The sequence below is a fragment of the Devosia sp. P2_G7 genome, assembly GCF_056403495.1.
The window spans coordinates 482,633-501,883 of record NZ_JBFUFI010000002.1 but is presented as its reverse complement, the minus strand read 5'-3'; the positions used below and the strand labels follow the sequence as shown (position 1 = coordinate 501,883).

General features: G+C 64.9%; 14 protein-coding genes. 9 read left to right on the top strand and 5 right to left on the bottom strand.

Translation table 11 applies throughout. The features are described 5' to 3' along the window. The first annotated feature begins 57 nt into the window (after positions 1-57). Positions 58-1,071 carry a 1-aminocyclopropane-1-carboxylate deaminase gene (locus AC1DWU_RS05720; protein ID WP_477148999.1) on the top strand — a complete coding sequence of 338 codons (1,014 nt, stop codon included), beginning with the start codon at positions 58-60 and terminating at the stop codon, positions 1,069-1,071. Here AC1DWU_RS05720 and AC1DWU_RS05715 read toward each other — a convergent pair whose 3' ends face one another. From AC1DWU_RS05715 to AC1DWU_RS05705, 3 genes are all read right to left on the bottom strand, one after another. Beyond that, on the bottom strand, positions 1,072-1,749 hold the full coding sequence (locus tag AC1DWU_RS05715) for a DUF2461 domain-containing protein (protein ID WP_477148998.1): 678 nt from the start codon (positions 1,747-1,749) through the stop codon (positions 1,072-1,074). It abuts the gene before it with no gap. After that, positions 1,746-3,401 (bottom strand): pentapeptide repeat-containing protein, encoded by a 1,656-nt coding sequence (locus AC1DWU_RS05710; protein ID WP_477148997.1) that lies wholly within the window; start codon positions 3,399-3,401, stop codon positions 1,746-1,748. Before AC1DWU_RS05710 ends, AC1DWU_RS05715 begins: the two co-directional genes overlap by 4 nt. Positions 3,402-3,463: 62 nt before the next feature. After that, positions 3,464-5,635: an FdhF/YdeP family oxidoreductase gene (locus tag AC1DWU_RS05705; RefSeq protein WP_477148996.1), complete on the bottom strand. Its 2,172-nt coding sequence runs from the start codon at positions 5,633-5,635 to the stop codon at positions 3,464-3,466. A gap of 287 nt (positions 5,636-5,922) precedes the next feature. On the opposite strand from AC1DWU_RS05705, the gene AC1DWU_RS05700 reads away from it, so the two are divergent. From AC1DWU_RS05700 to AC1DWU_RS05670, 7 genes are all read left to right on the top strand, one after another. Further along, positions 5,923-6,483, top strand: coding sequence for a cysteine hydrolase family protein (locus tag AC1DWU_RS05700; RefSeq protein WP_477148995.1), 561 nt, complete (start codon positions 5,923-5,925; stop codon positions 6,481-6,483). Then, entirely contained in the window at positions 6,480-7,481 is a 1,002-nt protein-coding gene (locus AC1DWU_RS05695) for a GlxA family transcriptional regulator (protein WP_477148994.1), read from the top strand. Before AC1DWU_RS05700 ends, AC1DWU_RS05695 begins: the two co-directional genes overlap by 4 nt. A 147-nt stretch (positions 7,482-7,628) precedes the next feature. Further along, the gene (locus tag AC1DWU_RS05690) at positions 7,629-8,399 is read left to right on the top strand and encodes an SIMPL domain-containing protein (protein WP_477148993.1); all 771 of its coding nucleotides are present in this window, start codon (positions 7,629-7,631) and stop codon (positions 8,397-8,399) included. A gap of 60 nt (positions 8,400-8,459) precedes the next feature. Next, positions 8,460-8,900 carry a MarR family winged helix-turn-helix transcriptional regulator gene (locus tag AC1DWU_RS05685; RefSeq protein WP_477148992.1) on the top strand — a complete coding sequence of 147 codons (441 nt, stop codon included), beginning with the start codon at positions 8,460-8,462 and terminating at the stop codon, positions 8,898-8,900. A gap of 89 nt (positions 8,901-8,989) precedes the next feature. Next, positions 8,990-9,643 (top strand): ankyrin repeat domain-containing protein, encoded by a 654-nt coding sequence (locus AC1DWU_RS05680; protein ID WP_477148991.1) that lies wholly within the window; start codon positions 8,990-8,992, stop codon positions 9,641-9,643. A 152-nt stretch (positions 9,644-9,795) separates the two neighbouring features. Then, positions 9,796-11,013, top strand: a complete 1,218-nt coding sequence (locus AC1DWU_RS05675; protein ID WP_477148990.1) for an efflux RND transporter periplasmic adaptor subunit — start codon at positions 9,796-9,798, stop codon at positions 11,011-11,013. Continuing rightward, entirely contained in the window at positions 11,010-14,144 is a 3,135-nt protein-coding gene (locus AC1DWU_RS05670) for an efflux RND transporter permease subunit (protein WP_477148989.1), read from the top strand. Before AC1DWU_RS05675 ends, AC1DWU_RS05670 begins: the two co-directional genes overlap by 4 nt. A 72-nt stretch (positions 14,145-14,216) precedes the next feature. Here AC1DWU_RS05670 and AC1DWU_RS05665 read toward each other — a convergent pair whose 3' ends face one another. After that, on the bottom strand, positions 14,217-15,671 hold the full coding sequence (locus tag AC1DWU_RS05665) for a hypothetical protein (RefSeq protein ID WP_477148988.1): 1,455 nt from the start codon (positions 15,669-15,671) through the stop codon (positions 14,217-14,219). A gap of 240 nt (positions 15,672-15,911) precedes the next feature. After that, positions 15,912-16,742, bottom strand: a complete 831-nt coding sequence (locus AC1DWU_RS05660) for a hypothetical protein (RefSeq protein ID WP_477148987.1) — start codon at positions 16,740-16,742, stop codon at positions 15,912-15,914. Positions 16,743-17,978: 1,236 nt separating this feature from the next. Here AC1DWU_RS05660 and urtA point away from each other — a divergent pair. Beyond that, positions 17,979-19,244 carry an urea ABC transporter substrate-binding protein gene (gene urtA, locus AC1DWU_RS05655; RefSeq protein WP_477149069.1) on the top strand — a complete coding sequence of 422 codons (1,266 nt, stop codon included), beginning with the start codon at positions 17,979-17,981 and terminating at the stop codon, positions 19,242-19,244. The last annotated feature ends 7 nt before the right edge of the window (positions 19,245-19,251 follow it).

Below are 19,251 nucleotides of genomic sequence, written 5' to 3'. Positions count from 1 at the left end.
TTTCGTAGCCGATTTGCTACCCTTTTAGTTGTGTTTCAACTCAAGGAGGGCACCCCGATGCTCGCCAAGTTCCCCCGATACAAACTGACCTTCGGACCCACACCAATCGAGAAGCTCGAGCGTCTCAGCGCCCATCTTGGTGGCGCCGTCGAGCTCTACGCCAAGCGCGAGGACTGCAACTCCGGCCTCGCTTTTGGTGGCAACAAGCTACGCAAGCTCGAGTACATCATCCCCGACGCGATCGCCTCCGGCGCCGATACACTGGTGTCCATCGGCGGCGTGCAATCCAACCACACCCGCATGGTAGCGGCTGTCGCGGCCAAGATCGGCTTCAAGTGCCGGCTGGTGCAGGAAAGCTGGGTGCCGCACGAGGACGCGGTTTACGACCGCGTCGGCAACATCATGCTGAGCCGCATCATGGGTGCCGACGTGCGGCTCGTCGACGACGGCTTCGATATCGGCATCCGTGACAGCTGGAAGCAGGCGATCGCCGAGGTCGAGGCGGCCGGCGGCAAGCCCTACCCGATCCCGGCCGGCGCCTCGGTGCACAAATTCGGCGGCCTCGGCTATGTCGGCTTTGCCGAAGAAGTGCGGGCGCAGGAGGCCGAACTCGGTTTCAAGTTCGACTACATCATCGTCTGCACGGTCACCGGCTCGACGCACGCCGGCATGCTGGTTGGCTTCGCGGCCGACGGGCGCGCCCAGCGCGTCATCGGCATCGACGCGTCGCATACTCCGGAACAGACCCGGGCGCAGGTGCTGAGCATCGCCCAGTCGACGGCGGAACTCGTCGAACTCGGTCGGCCGATCACCAAAGAGGACGTCGTGCTGCGGGAGGAATACTCGTACCCGGTCTACGGCGTACCGTCCGAGGAGACCAAGGCTGCCATCCGCCTCGTTGCCCGGCTCGAAGGCATGATCACCGACCCCGTCTACGAGGGCAAATCCATGCAGGGGATGATCGACCTCACTCACAAGGGCTTCTTCCCGAAGGGCTCCAAGGTGCTGTACGCCCACCTGGGCGGCGCCCCGGCGCTCAACGGCTACGGCTACGCCTTCCGCAACGGTTGATCAGCCCGCGACCTCGGCAATCAGCCAGCGGGTGATCGGGGCGGTGTTGGCGAAGTGCTCGATGCAGACGTCGGCGAAATCCGGCTGCGCGGCGGCGCTGGCCGGCAGTTCGATGCCGGCCGTCAGGCCCTCGTAGAGCAGGTATTCGGCACGGTCCGCGTCGGTTTCGAACCCCCGCGGCATCAGCTTGCGGGTCTTCTCGCCGATGCTGTAGGCGCCCTTCGCCTTCACTTCGGCCACCGCCGCGACCAGCGCCTTGCCGGAGCGCGGGTGGATCACCGACTGGCGGAAGCTCTCCAGCGTGTCCTTGTCGAAGCCGTACATGCCGGTCCCGAGGAACACCCGTTCGGCCTCGACGTGGACGTAGAAGCCGGGCCGATCCCAGCTGCGCCTGTCGCCGTGCCAGAACCATAGGGCGAGGTGCTGCTTGTAAGGCCGCTTGTCCTTCGAGAAGCGGATGTCGCGGTTGATGCGGGAGATCGAGCCGTTGACCTTGGGATCGAACTGCACCTCGGGCGAGATCGCCTTGAGCCGCGGCCCGATCTCGGCGACGAACGCCTTGCCCGGCTCGACATATCCGGCCTCGTAGAGCGGCCGGTTGGCGTCGAACCAGGCCTTCTCGTTGTGGGCCGCGATCCCCGCGAGGAACTCGAAGGTCTGCTTGGGGAAACCGCTCATTCGAAGGCTCCTACACGTGTGATGCGATATGCCTGCTTGGCTTCGAGGCCATCCAGCCAGGCATCGGACCAGCGCGGATGCCGAGCGAACTCCTCGGCTGCGATGGGTGCTATCGCAAAGCGGTCGCGGACGAAACTGCCGGGCGCAGCCTGTGCGGCAACCGTATCGAGGAACGCCGGATCGAAGACGATGGCGCCGTCGAAGTCGACGCTCTTGAGGTCGGTGCCGCTGAAGTCCGCCATGCCGAAGATGCTGCCCCGGAACGTGCTGCCGGCCATCGAGGTGCCGGCGAACGTGGTGTTGTGCACGATGCTGCCGTCGAAATTGATGCCGAAACCGCGGCTGCCGTCGAACGAGACGTGCTTGAGGATAGCCCCGGAGAAGTCGGTGCCTGAGAGCTGTGCTCCCTGCTTCAGCCCCTCGCCGCCGGTGATCGACGGCAGCTCGCCGCCGGTGAACTGAACGTAGTTTAGGTTGGCATTCCGGAACCGCGCGTGCTCGAGATACGCCCCGTCGAACTCCGCGCCGACGAGGAGCTGCCGGTCGAAATTCGCAAAGCGCAGCGACGCGAAGTGAAAGCGGAGGTTGCTGCCGGTGCTCGCGGCCCGCACCTCAGCGAAGCTGAAATCAGCCCCGTTGAGCTCCGAGAAGTCGGTGAGGCCGTTGGAGATCAGCAGCCCGATTATTTGGCCGCGCTCCGGCGACAGCGGCCGATCCGACATCACGCCGCTCTGCTCGCCGGCGAACTGGACATTGCCATTCGCCGCATCTAGCTGCTGCCGGATCGTCGCGGACGCCGCCAGGTCCGTCCTGCGCAACAAGCCCGACGACATCAGCAGGTTCTCATCGAGATCGGTCAGCGGGTTGCGCAGGTACCGGTAGGGCCGCGCCGCGGTGGTAGCCGCGATGATGCGGGCGCGCAAACCCGGGCTGAGGCCGGCAATGGAGGGCTTGTCACCGGCGAAGGTGTTGAACCCCGCCACTTCCTGCGCCACCTGGGCGCCGATCTCTAGGATCTCCGGCACTATCGAGGTGGAACGCTGCGCCTCGCCTAGCTCGATCTGGCTCTGGATGAAGCGGTTCTGCTCGGCGATGCGCCCGTTCTGGTCCTGCATCAGGCCGATCTGGGTGCGCAGCAACTGGTTCTGCTGGAACAGCAGCGCCGAACCCGCTAGCGCTGCGATGGCCGCGATGAACGCCGTGATCGTCGCCATCAGCCAGCGACGGGTCGAGACCCAGGCGTAGCGCGCCAGCACCAGCTCGGCGAGATCGCGGGCGGACTCCGTCGCCTCGGCGACCTTCTGTAGCGCCGCGAAGCGCGCGACCTCGGAGAGCGGCCGGGCGAAGCGCTCCATCTCGACTTCGCCGCGTTTGAACAGGCTCTCCCAGATCTGGCGGCGGAAGATCATCAACACCGCGGTGACGACCAGCACCAGCACGAGGAAGCCGAACAGCAGGCCGAAGACCAGGCCGGAATTCGCCGTGATGAACTCCACCCCGAAGGTAGAGAGCGGAAAGCCGACAACGACGCCGATGATGAAGACGACGGCCGCGATGCCCAGCGTCGCCACGGCGGCGTTGAACGCCCGCGCCCGCTCGCCGGGGCGATCCACATCCGGCGGCGCTGCCTGTCCCTGCTTGTCGTCCGTCATCGCATCGCCCCCGCGCCCCAGGGAACATTATCCGAGTTCAGATAGCCGGCAATCCCGCCTGCTCAGGCCTCGATCCAGATCGGTACTGACTTGAACGCCGGCGTCTTCGAGCGCGGGTCGACGGCGGTGCCGCAGAGCACATTGGCTTCGGGGTAATAGGCCAGCGCGGAGCCGCGCGGCAGGTCGAAGGCGGTGGCAGTGCCGGTCATCTTGCCGGTATCGGACGCGATGGTGACGCGCTGGCCGTCGCTGACGCCGAACACTGCCATGTCCTCGCGGTTGAGGAAGATGGCGTCGCGCCCGGCCTTGAAGCGGTAGCTGTCCCGCTCTTCGTAGATGATGGTGTTGAACTGGCCCTCGGAGCGCACCGTGGCGAGGGTCAGCGGCGCCGGCGCCTTGGGCAGCGGGGTGACGACGAAGTGGGCCTTGCCGTCCTTGGTGGCGAACTCGGGCGTGTGCAGCACGCGGTGCTTGATGTGGAACTCGCGCTTCGCCACGTCGATATCGGCCAGTTGCTCGAGGCCGGGGACGATCCGAGCGATCGCCTCGCGCACTTTCGAGTGCTGCTTGAAGCCACTGAAATCAATGGGACAATCGGGGACCATGAGCTTGGCCAGATCGCAGAGGATCACCGTCTCCGGCCGCACATTGTCGAGCCGCTCGATGCCGCCGTCGGAGAGGCGGACGAAGTTGAACATCGATTCCTGGGTCGTCGGGGACCACTCCTCGTCGCGGGCGGTGACGGGGAGGATCAGCACCTCGCCCTCCCCTAACCCGTTTACGTGGCCGCGGTTTAGCGTGGTGGTGAGGAACAGCTTGAAGCCGATGGCGCCCATGGCGCGGCTGGCGAAATCGGTGTCCGGGGTCGCGCCCCAGAGGTTGCCGCCCATGATCACGGCGCTGTCGACCTCGCCACGGGCGGCCGCTTCGAGGCCGGCCATGGTGTCGAAGCCCTTGTCGCGGCTGAGTTTTATGCCGAACGCCTGCTCCACGGCGGCGAACACCTGCTCGGAGACGATGGGCTTGACGCCGATGGTGCCGATGCCCTGCACGTTGGAGTGACCGCGGAGGGGTAGCAGGCCGGAATAACGCTTTCCGATCATGCCTCTAAGCAAAGCGAGGTTGGCGATCGCCTCGACGTTTTCGACCCCGTGCAGGTGATGGGTCATGCCCATGCCCCAGGCGAACACGACATTCTGCCGGTTGGCGTAACGGGTGGCGACGCGCTCGATATCCGACCTGGAAATCGACGTATTCGCCGCGATCTGTTCCCACGAAAGCTGGTCAAGATCTGCCTTTAGATCATGAACTTCTGCCGTGTGGTTTTCGATGAAGCTTTTGTCCTCGGCGCCCATGGCGAAGATGGCCTTCATCAGCCCTTTGAACAGCCAGATGTCAGAGCCGATCCGCGGCTGCAGGTAGTCGGACGCAATCTCGGTGCCGCCAGACAGCATCGAGGTCGGCGACTTCGGCACCGCGAACTTCACCAGCCCCGGCTCCTTCGCCGGATTGATGATGATGACGTCGCCGCCCCGGTCGCGGCAGTGCTTCAGCATGTGGATGAAGCGCGGGTGGTTGGACGACGGGTTGGCGCCGATGACGAAGATCAGGTCGGCGCCGGTCAGGTCCTCGAGCTCGACTGTCGCGGTACCCTTGCCGATGGTGGTGGCCATCCCCTCGCTGGTCGCCTGGTGGCAATAGTAGGAGCAGTTGTTGACGTTGTTGGTGCCGAACACCCGGGCCAGCAGCTGGAACACGAAGCCGGCCTCGTTCGACGAGCGGCCGGAAGAGTAGAAAAAGCTGCGGTTGGGGTTGGTGGCTTTCAGCTGCGCCGCCGCGTGGGCGATGGCGAAATCCCAGTTCACCGGCTCGAACCTGTCAGCGCCGACCGCTTTGAACAGTGGCGTGTTGAGCCGGCCGAGCCGCTCCATCTCGCGGCCGCTGAGCTGCTGCAGGTCGCTCACCGGATGGAGGAACGCCTCGTTCGGGATGGCCGGCTGGATATCGGTCGATTGCGCCTGGACAGACTTGTTGCAGACCGACGGAAACTCGCCGAGTTCATTGGTCATCCCGCCCTTCTGCCCACCCATGCCATAGGCGCAGGCCTTGCAGGTGTTCTTCGCGGTCAGGGCCTTCGCCGCCTTGCCCAACCCGATCTTGCGGATGGTCTCGACCGTATAGAGCAGCTTCTTGGGGCCGCCGCCAACGATCCGCGGCCTGTCGTCGATAGTCATGGGAACTCCTCGTTGTGGCGAGGTTAGCATGGCCGCGGGAACGCCAAAAGCGCCGGTGCTTGCCGACCCCCACCCCTGTCCCCTCCCCGCAAGGGGGAGGGAGACCAAAACACCGGCCTTTGTGCGGGCGTCTCCCTCCCTTTTGTGGGGAGGGGACAGCGGTGGGGAGCCACAGCCACCGAATGGAACCATGTCCTTTTCTGTCCGCTCCTTGACCTGTACGTGCCTTTCGCCGCAATCTGCGGCTCCGTACCTTCAGCCCATCACCACACCATGTGAGGCTAGAAATGTCCGACACCGCACTACTCGTCATCGATGCGCAGGAATCGTTCCGGCAGCGCCAGAACTGGTTCGAGACCGACTACGCGACGTACCTTAGGAACCAGCAGGCGCTGATCGATGGGGCGCGGGCCAAGGGCTACGCCGTCATCCGCGTGCTGCATGTCGAGCCCGAGGGGATCTTCTCGCTGGCGTCCGGCTTCGTGCGCCCGCTGGCCGAACTGCAGCTGACCCCGGACGCGGAGTTCTTCAAGACCCGCCATTCGGCCCTTGTCGGCTCGGGCCTCGATGTCTGGCTGACCGAGAACGGCATCCGGCGACTGATCGTGTCCGGCATCCGGACCGAGCAATGCTGCGAGACGACGACCCGGCATGCTTCCGATCTCGGCTGGCAGGTTGATTATGTCACCGAGGCAACTCACACCATGGCGCTGACCGACAAGACCGGCCGCACGTGGAGCGTCGACGAGCTGAAGGCCCGCACCGCCGCGGTGCTCGATGGCCGCTTCGCCCGCGTCTGCACTATCGCCGAGGCCCTCGCCGGGGCGCCCAAGGCCGCCGCCGCATGAGCCCTGCCCCGCGCCGGATCCCGGTCTATGTCGTGCTGCCGGCGCGGACGCTTCTGCTCGATGTCGCGGGGCCGATGGAGGCTCTGCGCAAGGCGAACCAGATGCAGTCGGAGGTGGCGTTCGATGTCCGCTATATCGGGGCGCTACCGACGATCACCAGTTCGATCGGGCTGACCGTCACCGGCATCGAGCCGCTACCCGCCAGTATCGAGGACGATGCAATGGTCGTCCTTTCCGGCGACACCGAACTCATCCTCGGTGCCGACCGGCTGGGGACGATGGAGGCGCCGCTCGAAGGTTCGGACGATGTGGTCGCGTGGCTGCGCGCCAATATCCGGCCGGGCATCCGGCTGGTGTCGATCTGCTCGGGTGCCCTGCTTGCGGCTCGCGCCGGGCTGCTCGATGGTCGCGCCTGCACGACACACTTCACCGATTGCACGCTGCTCGCCGAAGCCGCGCCCACCGCCCGGGTGCTGGAGAACCGGCTCTATGTCGAGGATGGCGAGCGCTACACCAGCGCCGGCATCACCGCCGGCATCGACCTGATGCTGCACATCATCGGCCAGTTGACGAGCCCGGCAACGGCCGCGGCCGTGGCGCGCTACCTCGTCGTCTACCTGCGCCGCGCCGGCACCGACCCACAGCTGTCGCCGTGGCTCGAGGGCCGCAACCACATCCATCCGGCCATCCACCGCGTGCAGGACGCGATCACCGCCGATCCGGCCCGCGACTGGTCGCTGGAGACGCTGGCGCAAATCGCCATCGCCAGCCCGCGCCATGTCTCGCGCCTCTTCAACGACCACGCGGGCATGAGCATCCCAGACTACGTGAACCGGCTGCGCGTGGCCCTCGCCCAGCAACTGCTGAGCGAAACTCGCCTCGACATGGAGCGCATCGCCGAACGCTCCGGCTTCGCCTCTTCCCGCCAGCTCCGCCGCGCCTGGGGCAGGATTAACCCGACCCCGCCGAGCGCTGCGAGAACGCGAGAACCTGCATAAGCGTCTGCTCTGCGGCTGAATGGCCCGAGAAATTCTCTACTGCGCAGTCCTGCGCCGCCGCCCTGCGCCACAATATTGCTATCATGAACTATGAACTAGTATCGGTACTTGAGTACATGGGTACTTGGGGTACTGAGGGAAACATCCGTGAAAAATCTATTGCCGGCGGTGTTGATCGCCGTTGCGACGCTTGCTGTTACCGCCGCGGGCGCGGCCGAAGTGGGAACGTTCGTCTCCGGCGCGACCGGGAGCGCCGTCGCCAAGCCCGACACCATGTTCTTCCAGATCGGCTTCAAGTCCGAGGGCAAGACACCGGAAGAGGCGGTTCACGAGGACGCCGTGCAGGCTCGAAAGGTGGTTGCGGTACTGCGCGAACAGGGTCTGCAGGACACCGACCTCGAGACCAACGGCTACGCTATCGAGGAAATCCTGGGGCCGGAGGGCTGCGGGCAGTCGTATCGCACCGACCAGCCGCTGGTTCCCTGCGAACTCGAAGGGTATCGCCTCAATAACAGCATCACGGTGCGCATCCGGAACCTCGACAACTACGCTGCCATCCTGACCGGCGCGATCGAGGCCGGCCTCAAGGACATCAGCCGCATCAGCTTCGCGGTCGCCGACGAGCAACGCTACTATGACGAGGCCTTTGCCAAGGCCCTGCTGGCTGCAAAGGCCAAGGCGGAACTGACGGCCAAGACGCTCGGGTTCCGGCTGGGAAGGCTCGTGGACGTTGGCGCAAACATTGCACCGGCGCAGTGGGACCACCAGTCACCCGCCACGCTTGCCGATGGCCTCGAGGGAAGCTACGGCGAGGGTGAAGCGGCCGATCTCATGCTCGCCGCGCCGCTCATCAGCACCGGCGAGATGACCTTTACCCGAGAAGCCTCGGTTACTTTCGAGATCGTACCCGGATCTTGAGCCGCAAGGCGGCTAACCGCCTCTGTAGCGGCCATCCGGCAGCGCTGCTAGAACTGCGGCATGGCCACTCCCTCAGCGCTTCGCGCCGAAACCGCCGAGCGCCTTCACAGCATCGCCATCCGGCTGCTGCGCCGCGCTCGTGTGGTGGACCGCGAGGCTGGGGTTGGGCCGGCGCAGTTGTCCGCCCTGTCGGTCCTGTACTTCACCCCCGAGTTGCCCCTCACGGCGCTGGCCGAGGCCGAGCAGGTGGCGCAGCCGACCATGACGCGGATCGTCGCCTCACTGGAGGCGGCGAGCGCCGTCACCCGCGCCCCGTCCCAGACCGACCGGCGCGTGCAGATGGTCGCCATCAGCCCGGAGGGCAGGCGAATTTTCGAGGCAGCCCGGGCGCGGCGGCTCGAAGTCATCGAGGCCATGCTCGGCCGGCTGGACGACGCAACCATCGCCGCGCTCCGTCCGTTGCTCACCCCGCTGGTCGATGCGGTCAACCATCGCGACTAGTGGACAGCGTGCACCGGTTTTTGTATAGCAATGCTATGCAAATGGGAGGGGCGAATGACGGGCTTTTCTGACGGTGCTATGGTGCGATGATGAGCGCCACCGCGAACGATCCATTCGTATTGGTGACCAGCAACGATCTCGACCGCCTGCGAGCAGAGCTGTCGCATGATCCCGAGCTTGCGCGCGCCCGCCATCAGAGCGGCGCCTCGCTGGTGGCCTGGTGCGCATACATGGGCAATGTCGGCGCCATCGCCGCGGTGCGGGCGCTGATCACCGAGCTCGATCCGCACGAGGCCATCATTCTCAAGGATGGCGCACGGCTGGAAGCAGCGCTAGCCGGTGGCTGGGACCCCAATGAACTGTCGCGCGACGGCTTCACGCCGCTTGGGCTGGCGGCGTTCTTCGATAATGCCGAGGCCTTCGAGTTGCTGCTGCCGTTGACCCGCGACGTCAACGAGGCAGCACAGAACCCGCAGAAGGTCGCCGCGCTCCATGCGGCCACCGCCAAGCGCAACACCAAGATGGTGGAAAAGCTGCTCCGCGCCGGGGCCGACCCGAGCCAGCCGCAGGCCGACGGTTTCACCCCGCTGCATGTCGCGGCGATGCACGGCGACGCGGCGATCGTCGGGCTGCTGCTGCTGTTCGGGGCGGACCCGAGGCAGGCCAACGCGAAGGGCGAGGATGCCATCGCCCATGCGAACAATGGCGGGCATGCGTGGTTAGCGGAGCGGTTGGCGCGTTAGAGCTAGCGCCGAACGCCGGGGCTAGTTTTTGCCGGCCTGCCACTCACCCCAACGTTACGGCGAGTTAATGTGCACCGGGGGATGGCGATGCTATCGTCCGGGCCGTTCTGCCCCTGATCCGGCTGGGGCATATCTCTTTGGGAATCGGTCGCTTGTTCAGGCAATTGCTGCTTTCGCTCGTCATTTTGGGAGCGGCCGCGGCCGCATACATCTTCCTTGTGCCCGGTGCGCCCCAGACGCTGGCCCGCTTCGGCATCACCCTGCCCTTCGGCGAGCCGGCTGAAGCCGCGACCAGCCCCGCCGGAGCACCGGCCCAGCAGCAGGCCGGCGGCCAGCGCGCCGGAGGTGGCGGCGGCGGACGCGGTGGCAACCGCACCATGGTGGTGGTGACCGCCCCGGTGCTGCTCGCGACCATCAACGACAAGCTGACCTCGATCGGCGAGGGCGCGGCGGCCCATTCGGTTACGGTGGTTTCGCCGGCGAACGGCACGCTCACCGAGCTGCTGGTCAACCCGGGCGACGTGGTGGCGGCCAAGGCGGTGATCGGGCACCTCGATGCCGATGCCGAACAGATCGCCCAGGAGCGGGCCAAGCTCGCTTTCGACGACGCCCAGACAGCGCTCGATCGCACCAATGAGCTGGCCAAGGCCAGCACCACCACCACCGTGCAGGTCGCGGCGGCACAGCTGGCGTTCAACAATGCCCGGCTCGAGCTGCAGAATGCCGACCTGGCGCTGCAGAAGCGCACGATCTCCACCCCGATCGGCGGAACCGTCGGACTGTTCCAGGTCAGCCCCGGCAATACCGTCACGGCGCAGACCGTGGTGACCACCATCGAGGACACCTCGCATATCCTCGTCAGCTTCTGGGTACCGGAGCGCTACGCCTCGGCCATCGCCACCGGGATGCCGCTGACCGCTGCGGCCGTGGCGCTGCCCGGCCAGACCATCGCGGGCGAGGTCAGCGCCGTCGACAACCGCATCGATCCGGCAAGCCGGACGCTGAAGGTGGAAGCCGCGATCCCCAACGACGAGGGCCGGCTCAAGCCCGGTATGTCGTTCTCCGTGAGTATGAGCTTTCCGGGCGAGCAGTTCCCTTCGGTCGATCCGCTGGCCATCCAGTGGTCGAGCCAGGGGAGCTATCTGTGGAAGTTCGTCGACGGCAAGGTCAAACGGGTGCCGGTGGAGATCATCCAGCGCAACTCCGACGGCGTGCTGGTGAAGGCGGAACTCGCCGCGGGCGAGCAGGTGGTGACGCAGGGCGTGCAGCAGCTGACGGCTGGGGCCAGCGTGCGGCTGCTGGACGCGCCGGCGGATGGTGGTGGCGAGGGGCGCAAGCGGCAGAAGCCGGCCGAGGCGAACCCGTCGTGAGCATCCAATCCCAGAACGAGCGCGGTGGGGCCATTGCCGGGCTGTTCGTGCGGCGGCCGGTGCTGGCGATCGTCGTCAGCTGCCTGATCATTGTGGCGGGGTTGGCGGCCTTCTTCGGCGTCGAGATCCGTGAGCTGCCGAGCGTCGAGCGCCCTACTCTCTCGATTTCCACCAACTTCCCCGGCGCCGCCGCCGAGACGGTCGACCGCGAAATCACCTCGGCCATCGAGGGCGTGGTGGCGCGGATCCAGGGCGTGGCGTCGATCTCGTCGGATTCGTCCTATGGCCGCAGCCGTGTGTCGATGACGTTCAACGACGGCACCAACCTCGACAACGCCACCTCCGATATCCGCGACGCGCTCGGCCGCATCACCAACCGGCTGCCCGATGGTGCCGAGACGCCGACTATCGTCAAGGCGGACTCGAATGCGCAGGCGATCATCCAGCTGGCCGTCACCTCCGACACCATGCCCAAGGATGAGCTGACGGCGCTGGTCGAGAACACCATCTCCGAGCGGCTGGCCGCCGTGCCGGGCGTTGCCGACGTGCAGATCAACGGCAGCCAGGACAAGAGTTTTGAGATCGACGTCGATCAGGTGAAACTCGCGAGTCTCGGGCTGACCGTCGGCGATATCCGCAACGCGCTCTCGACCATTGCTTTCGACAGCCCGGCCGGCTCGCTCAACGGCACCAACCAGAACATCGCCATCCGCGCCATTGCCGAGGTGAACACGCCCGAGCAGTTCGAGAACATCGTCATCAAGGGGACGACACGGCTCGGCGATGTGGCGAGCGTGGTGTTCTCACCCGGCGCCTCGAACTCGGGGCTGCGAGCGGACGGCAAGTCCGGCATCGGGCTCGGCATCGTCCGGCAGGCTCAATCGAACACGGTGCAGATTTCCGAGGGGGTGAAGAAGGCGGTCGCGGACCTGAAGAGCGCGCTCCCGCCGGGAGTGAACATCAACATCTCGTCCGACGAGTCGGTGTTCATTTCGGGCGCCATCCACGAGGTCGAGCGCTCGCTGCTGATCGCCGTGTTCGGCGTCATCGTCATCATCTTCCTGTTTCTCCTCGATTGGCGGGCGACCATCATCCCAGCCATCACCATGCCGGTGGCGCTGATCGGTACGGTGGCCGGAATCTATGCCTTCGGTTTCTCGCTCAACATCCTGACATTGCTGGCCCTTGTGATCGCCACAGGCCTCGTCGTGGACGACGCCATCGTGGTGCTCGAGAACATCACGCGGCGGCGCGGCATGGGTCTTGGCCCGCGCGCCGCGGCGGTGCTGGGGACGCAGGAGGTGTTCTTCGCGGTGGTGGCGACCACCCTGACCCTTGCCGCCGTGTTCATCCCGATCTCGTTCCTGCCGGGTCAGACCGGGCTGCTGTTCCGCGAGTTCGGCTTTACCCTCGCCATCTCGGTGGGGCTGTCGGCGGTGGTAGCGCTGTCGCTGGCGCCGATGATGGCGTCGCGGCTGCTGAAGCCGCATGTCGAGCGGCCGCGCAATGCGGTGCAGCGCTTCGGCGGCGTGCTGGCCGGGATTTACCGGCGCACCCTGCATTTGGCGCTCGACAATCCACTGGTGGTGATCGTCATCGCGGTGCTGTTCGCCGGGGCCGCCTATGTGGCGTTCGGCACGCTGAAGCAGGAACTGACCCCGCCCGAGGACCGGGCCTCGATTGCTATCAACGTCAGCGCCCCGGCGACGGTGAGCCTCGATTTCACCCGCACCCAGATGCAGAAGATCGAGGACCTCGTGGCGCCCTACAAGGCAAGCGGCGAGGCGACGAGCATCTTCTCGATCTCGGGCTTTGGCTCGAACACCAATTCCGGCTTCATCATCCTGACGCTGGCCGACTGGGAGCACCGGCAGCGCAGCCAGCAGCAAATCGCTGCCGAGATCACCCAACTGCTGACCCAGGTGCCGGGCGTTCGCGCCACCATCCGTCAGGGCAACAGCCTCGGCGTACGTGGTGGTGGCTCCGGGCTGCAGTTCGCGCTGGTGGGGGACAACTATGCCACCCTCTCCGATGCCGCCAACAAGGTGAAGGCGGAGCTGGAGAAGGACGAGAAATGGGGCCGCGTCTCGGTGAACTACGAGACGACGCAGCCGCAGATGACGCTGACCATCGACCGCGAGAAGGCGGCGCAGTTGGGGATCGACATCAACGGGCTCGGCACCACCATGCAGGCGATGATCGACGGCTCGGACGTCGGCACCGTGTTCATCAACGACGCCAGCTTCTCCGTGCGCATGACCTCGACCTCGAGCCCGGTGAACGACCCCGGCGACCTCGAGTCGATCTTCCTGAAGACCACCGACGGCCGCTACGTGCCGATGTCGACCATCGCATCGCTGACTGAGGCGCCGATCGCGCCCTCGCTCGGCCGCGAGCAGCAGCGCCGGGCGGTCACCGTCACCGCGGCACTGACCGACGGCTTTGCGCTCGGGGACGCCTACAACGAGGCCGTGACGATCGCCCAGCCGCTGCTGCCGGAGGGCGCGGCGATCATCCCGATGGCGGAGGCCAAGACGCTCGGCGAGAGCAATAACGGCCTGATCATCACCTTCGGCTTCGCGCTGATCGTCATCCTGCTGGTGCTGGCGGCGCAGTTCGAGAGCGTATGGAGCGCCATCATCGTCATGGCGACGGTGCCGTTCGGGCTCGCCTGTGCGGTGTTCGCGATGCTGCTGACCGGGGTGACACTCAACGTCTATAGCCAGATCGGGCTGGTGCTGGTGGTGGGCATCATGGCCAAGAACGGCATCCTGATCGTCGAGTTCGCCAACCAGTTGCGCGACCGCGGCCAGAACGTCCGCGAGGCGGTGGAGAACTCGGCCAACATCCGGCTGCGACCGGTGGTGATGACCATGATCGCCACGGTGCTCGGCGGCGTGCCGCTGATCATTGCGGGTGGCGCCGGATCGGAAGCGCGGGCGGCACTCGGCTGGATCATGGTGGGTGGGCTAAGCTTTGCCGCGGTTTCGACGCTGTACCTGACACCGGTGGCCTACCTGTTGCTGGCGCGGTTCTCGAAGCCCAAGGCGCTCGAGGAGGCCCGATTGCAGAGCGAACTGGCGGCTGCCGATGCGGCGGAGGGCGGGGCGCCCCCTGCCCCGGCGGAATAACCCTGCCAATAGGCGAAGGGCGCGGGGTTGCGGACCCGCGCCCTTCTTTCGAGTTCTGATCGTGGGGTCAGATCAGAACACGTACACCGTCAACTGACCGCCGCTGCGCGACACTGCGAAGACGTCGCCGGCGCTATAGCCCGAACCGCTGATGCGAGCTGAGAGGCTGGCGTTGCCGCTCACCGCGCGCTGCAGCAGTTGGACCTTGCTGCTCTTGCCGAACAGCTCTGCGATCTTGGCGCGTGTCGGCCCGCACAGCTGGACCGGCACGACCTTGACGGTGCCCACCCGCTCGAACAGGGCGCGGTTGAGCTGCATGTTGGATGCCAGAGATACGGCCTGACGGCCTTCCTGGATCGAGCAAGCCTGGCTGTTGATGAAGCCGCCGGCGCCGCCGTTGCTGGCTACGCGGACGATCGTTCCACCGCCGCCGTTGCCACCGTTTCCACCGTTCCCGCCATTCCCTCCGTTACCGTTGCCGCCATTGCCATTGCCGTTGCCGTTGCCGCCACCGCCAATGGTGCCGAGGTCGATGTTGAGGTCGCCAAGGATGTCGCTCAGATTGAGCAGATCGCCCAGGCCGAGATCGCCGACCAGGTTGCTGAGATCGAGACCACCCAGCCCGAGGTCGCCCAAGCCGCCGAGACCCAGGTCGCCGAGACCCAGATCACCCAGGTCGAGCAGGTCATCGCCAAGCCCGACGCCGCCCAGACCGACGTCGCCCAGGCCGAGGTCGCCGACGCCGAGGTCGTCCAGACCACCGAGATCACCCACCCCACCCAGATCGGCCAGATTGCCGAGGCCAAGGCCACCGCCGAGCACGCCGTCTTCGCCGCCCAGATCTACGTCGCCGAGACCAACATCAAGATTGTCCAGGTCGATGCCACCGAGCAGATCGTCGCCCAGGCCGACGTCGATATCGTCCAGATCGAGGCCATCGAGGTCCACGCCGTCGAGATTCAGATCACCGAGCAGGCCGTCGTCACCACCCAGATCAAGGTCGAGGTCGTCGAGATCGACGTCGCCGATATCCAGGTTGCCGAGCACGCCGTCATCGCCGCCCAAATCGAGATCGAGGTCGCCGAGCAGGCCATCGCCGTCGCCACCGAGACCAAGGTTGCCGAGCAGTCCATCGCCGTCGTTGCCGCCCAGGTCGAGGTTCAGCAGGCTGTTATTGTCGTCGTCGTCCTCGCCGCCCAGATCGACATCGAGCACGCTGCCATCGTCATCGCCGCCGATGTCCACCAAGCCGCCGACGCCGCCAAGCAGGCCATCGTCGTCATCGTCGTCGTCGCCGCCAAGGTTGATTTCAAGGTTGGTGTCGCTGTCGGCGCCAAGGCCAACATTGACCAGCGAGTCATCGCTGGCGCCCCCGGTGTTGACGTCGACGAGGCCGCCGACGCTGACGTCGGAGTCGCTGTCGCCACTAAGTATCCCACCGAGAAGGCCAGCGGCCTGTACCGGGGCCACGTTGGTGCCCGCAACTAGTACAACTGCTGCCAATAGTGCAATCGCGCTGCTTTTCATGACTGTATCTCCCAGTTAGCAACTGAGCTGAACTTAGATACGTCAAGCTGACAGGACGCTGTCAGTTAAGCTTTCGCAAGGTTTGTCGCCGTCAATTTAGTTATCGCATTTCTCACAAGAACGACTCATTTTGAATAACTACACGTTTTCACTTATCTCGACGTATCCATGTACTTACGTGAATGAAAAATGGCGCGGAGAGAGCTCCGCGCCATTCTCTAGGCCACGACCTAGAGGAGATCAGTACACGTAGACCACCAGCTGACCGCCCTTGCGCTGTACGGCGATCACGTCCCCGGCGTCGTAGCGTGTGCGACCGAGCGATGCGGTGATCAGCGCATCGGACATCACGGCCCGACGCAGCAGGTTGATCTTCTTGCTCTTGGCGAGGATCTGCGCGACCTGCTTCTTGGCCGCCGGGCAAAGCTTGATCGGGACCACCTGAACATTGGCGGCGCGCATCCATGCCTTGATCTCGGCACCGCTGAGCTTGCCGGCCGCCGCGATCTGCAGCAGCTGCCGCGTATTGTTGACGGCGCAGTTGATCACGAAGTTCTCGCCACCGAGGCTGCCGACCAGGATGCGGTTGCCATTGCCGCCCGCACCGTTGCCGCCGCCATTGCCATTGCCATTACCGTTGCCGCCACCACCACCGCCACCGCCGATGACCTCAAGCAGCTCCAGGTTGACGCCGAGTTCGAGCTCGAGACCGGCCAGGTCGAGCGAAACCGTCGTGTTCTTCAGCAGCCCGTTGGTCGAGACATTGGCATTGACGAGCGGCTTGTTGCCGTTGCCGACCGCCGCGTTGAGGACATTGTTGCCGCCCCCCACGTCGAGGTTGACCAGGGCATTGTTGCCTTGGTCGTTCAGCGACACCAGCCCGCCAACATTGGTGCCGCCGCCACCGGTTACTTCGTCGACCGTGCCGGTAACAGTGTCTACCGTATCGGTAACAGTGTCGGTGACGGTGTCGACAACCCCACCGAGCAGTCCGGCCGCACTAACGGGCGCGGCGCTCATCCCGACGACGACTGTGAACGTCGCCAACGCCGCAACAACATTGCTTCTCATGACATACTCCCTGACATCCGCCGCCATTCTGCCGACGAATAGACACGTATGTGAACATGGCTAAGTTCCGCTCGAAAGGCCGTCAACTTGACCTTGGTTGTGTGATTCATTCCGATATTCAAGCAATTGCTCAAAATACGCACTCGCACTTACCAATACATTTTGCGTACCGCTTTGCGTACTAACGCGTAGGACATCGACAATTAGGTTGAACCTTGAGTTCAATGCGAATTGTCGCCGGGCATCGCGGGCGTGGATACTGGTCAGCCCTTACCTCCAGATACATGTTTGAGACGATCTGCTCTGGGCCCAGGCGACGGGAAGGCCGGAATCCCATGGCGCCGGCCACAGCCCGCCGGTGGCACTATTTACTTCTGGCGGCGAGCAACTCCAGTAAAGCGGGTACTATCGGAAGATGACAGACCGCTGACAGGTTTTCAGCACTTATGAACGCGGCCGAGTCGCCCCGACATTTACTCGACCAGGCTCAGGTAAATTGCCGCGAAGCCCTGCTCCGCGAGCAACTGCGTCCATGCCCAACGCGCCGTTGATGAGCGACTACGGGTCACCACCGCACCACCCTCCAACAAATGCGTAGATTTGCGAGTTCGCCCACGGATGGAGGCAGAAAGAAGGCGCGAAGCCGAAGCTTCGCGCCCCACCGGCGTCAACGACAAGGGAGCGTCAGCCCTCACCGCATCGGCCGATATCTCTACCCACCGGCAAGTACCGGCGGCTCGTTCGGGTAACGGCAGGCGGGCGGAATGGTTGCGGGCTAAAGTGGCGATTGGCGAAGAAGCACTCGCCGGAGCGCAAAACCCCGCGCCGTTGCCGACGCGGGGCCGAGGGTGTGGTGCAAACAACCTCTGCCGGAAGCGAAACTTCCGGTGGAGGTTTTTTAGCAAGGCTGCAAAGCGCGGTCATCCCAGGATGCATCGAGGTGGCTACAAGATGCACCGGTCAGTTCTGACGCCGCCCTCCGGGCTGCTCAAATCTTAAGCAGACACTAATTTGGCTGCTCAGAGAACCGGCAGCCAGACGCAGCCATTATGCAACGACCGGCTCGGGCAGACGCGGCGGCGCTCGGAAGATCCCAGCAGAGTCAGCGGCTTACCTGCGATTTTCACTGCTGGCACGGCGATTGCAACTTCCTCCCCGGTGCAAACAACCAAACTGTCGGAGGTAAGTATGACAGGTATCAATCGCATGATGGCCGGGATCGGCCTGGGGGTCGCGATGACTGCCGGGGCGCTCGCGCCCTTAGCTGCTTATGCTGAGGACACCATCAAGGTGGGCGTTCTCCACTCGCTGTCGGGCACGATGGCCATCTCGGAGACCACCCTGAAGGACACGATGCTCTTCCTCATCGACGAGCAGAACAAGAAGGGCGGCCTCCTCGGCAAGAAGCTCGAGCCGGTCGTGGTCGATCCGGCCTCCGACTGGCCGCTCTTTGCCGAAAAAGCCCGCGAGCTGATCGCCGTCGATAAGGTCGCCGCCGTGTTCGGCTGCTGGACCTCGTCGTCGCGCAAGTCGGTCCTGCCGGTGTTCAAGGAACTGAACTCGATCCTCTTCTACCCCGTGCAGTACGAGGGCGAAGAGTCCGAGAAGAACGTGATCTACACGGGCGCCGCCCCGAACCAGCAGGCCATTCCCGCCGTCGACTACCTGATGAGCGAAGAAGGCGGTTCGGTGAAGCGCTGGGTCCTCGAAGCCACCGACTACGTCTACCCGCGCACCACCAACAAGATCCTCGAGCAGTACCTCAAGGACAAGGGCGTGGCCGCGGAAGACATCAAGATCAACTACACCCCGTTCGGGTTCTCCGACTGGCAGACCGAAGTCGCCTCGATCAAGGAATTCGGCTCGGCCGGCAAGAAGACCGCCGTGGTCTCGACCATCAACGGCGACGCCAACGTGCCGTTCTACAAGGAACTGGGCAACCAGGGCATCTCGGCCGAGGACATCCCGGTCGTCGCCTTCTCGGTCGGTGAAGAAGAGCTCGCCGGCATGGACACTTCGGCTCTCGTCGGCCACCTCGCCGCCTGGAACTACTTCCAGTCGGTGGAGAACGACGCCAATGCCGAGTTCATCAAGAACTGGCACGCCTATATCGGCAACGACAAGCGCACCACGAACGATCCGATGGAAGCGGCCTATCTCGGCTTCAACCTCTGGGTCCAGGCGGTCGAAAAGGCCGGCACCACCGACACCGACGCGGTCCTCAAGGCCATCGTCGGGCTCGAAGTGCCGAACCTCACCGGCGGCACTGCCAAGGTCCTGCCGAACCACCACCTGACCAAGCCCGTGCTGATCGGCGAAATCCAGGCTGACGGCCAGTTCGAAACCGTGTGGCAGACCGAAGGCGACGTCCCGGGCGATGCCTGGTCGGACGTGCTGCCGGAAGACAAGGGCATCGAAGCCGACTGGACCGATCCTCTGACCGGTTGCGGCCACTTCGACACCGCTACCAAGACCTGCGGCGCTGCTCCGGCAGCGATGTAATCCGCAC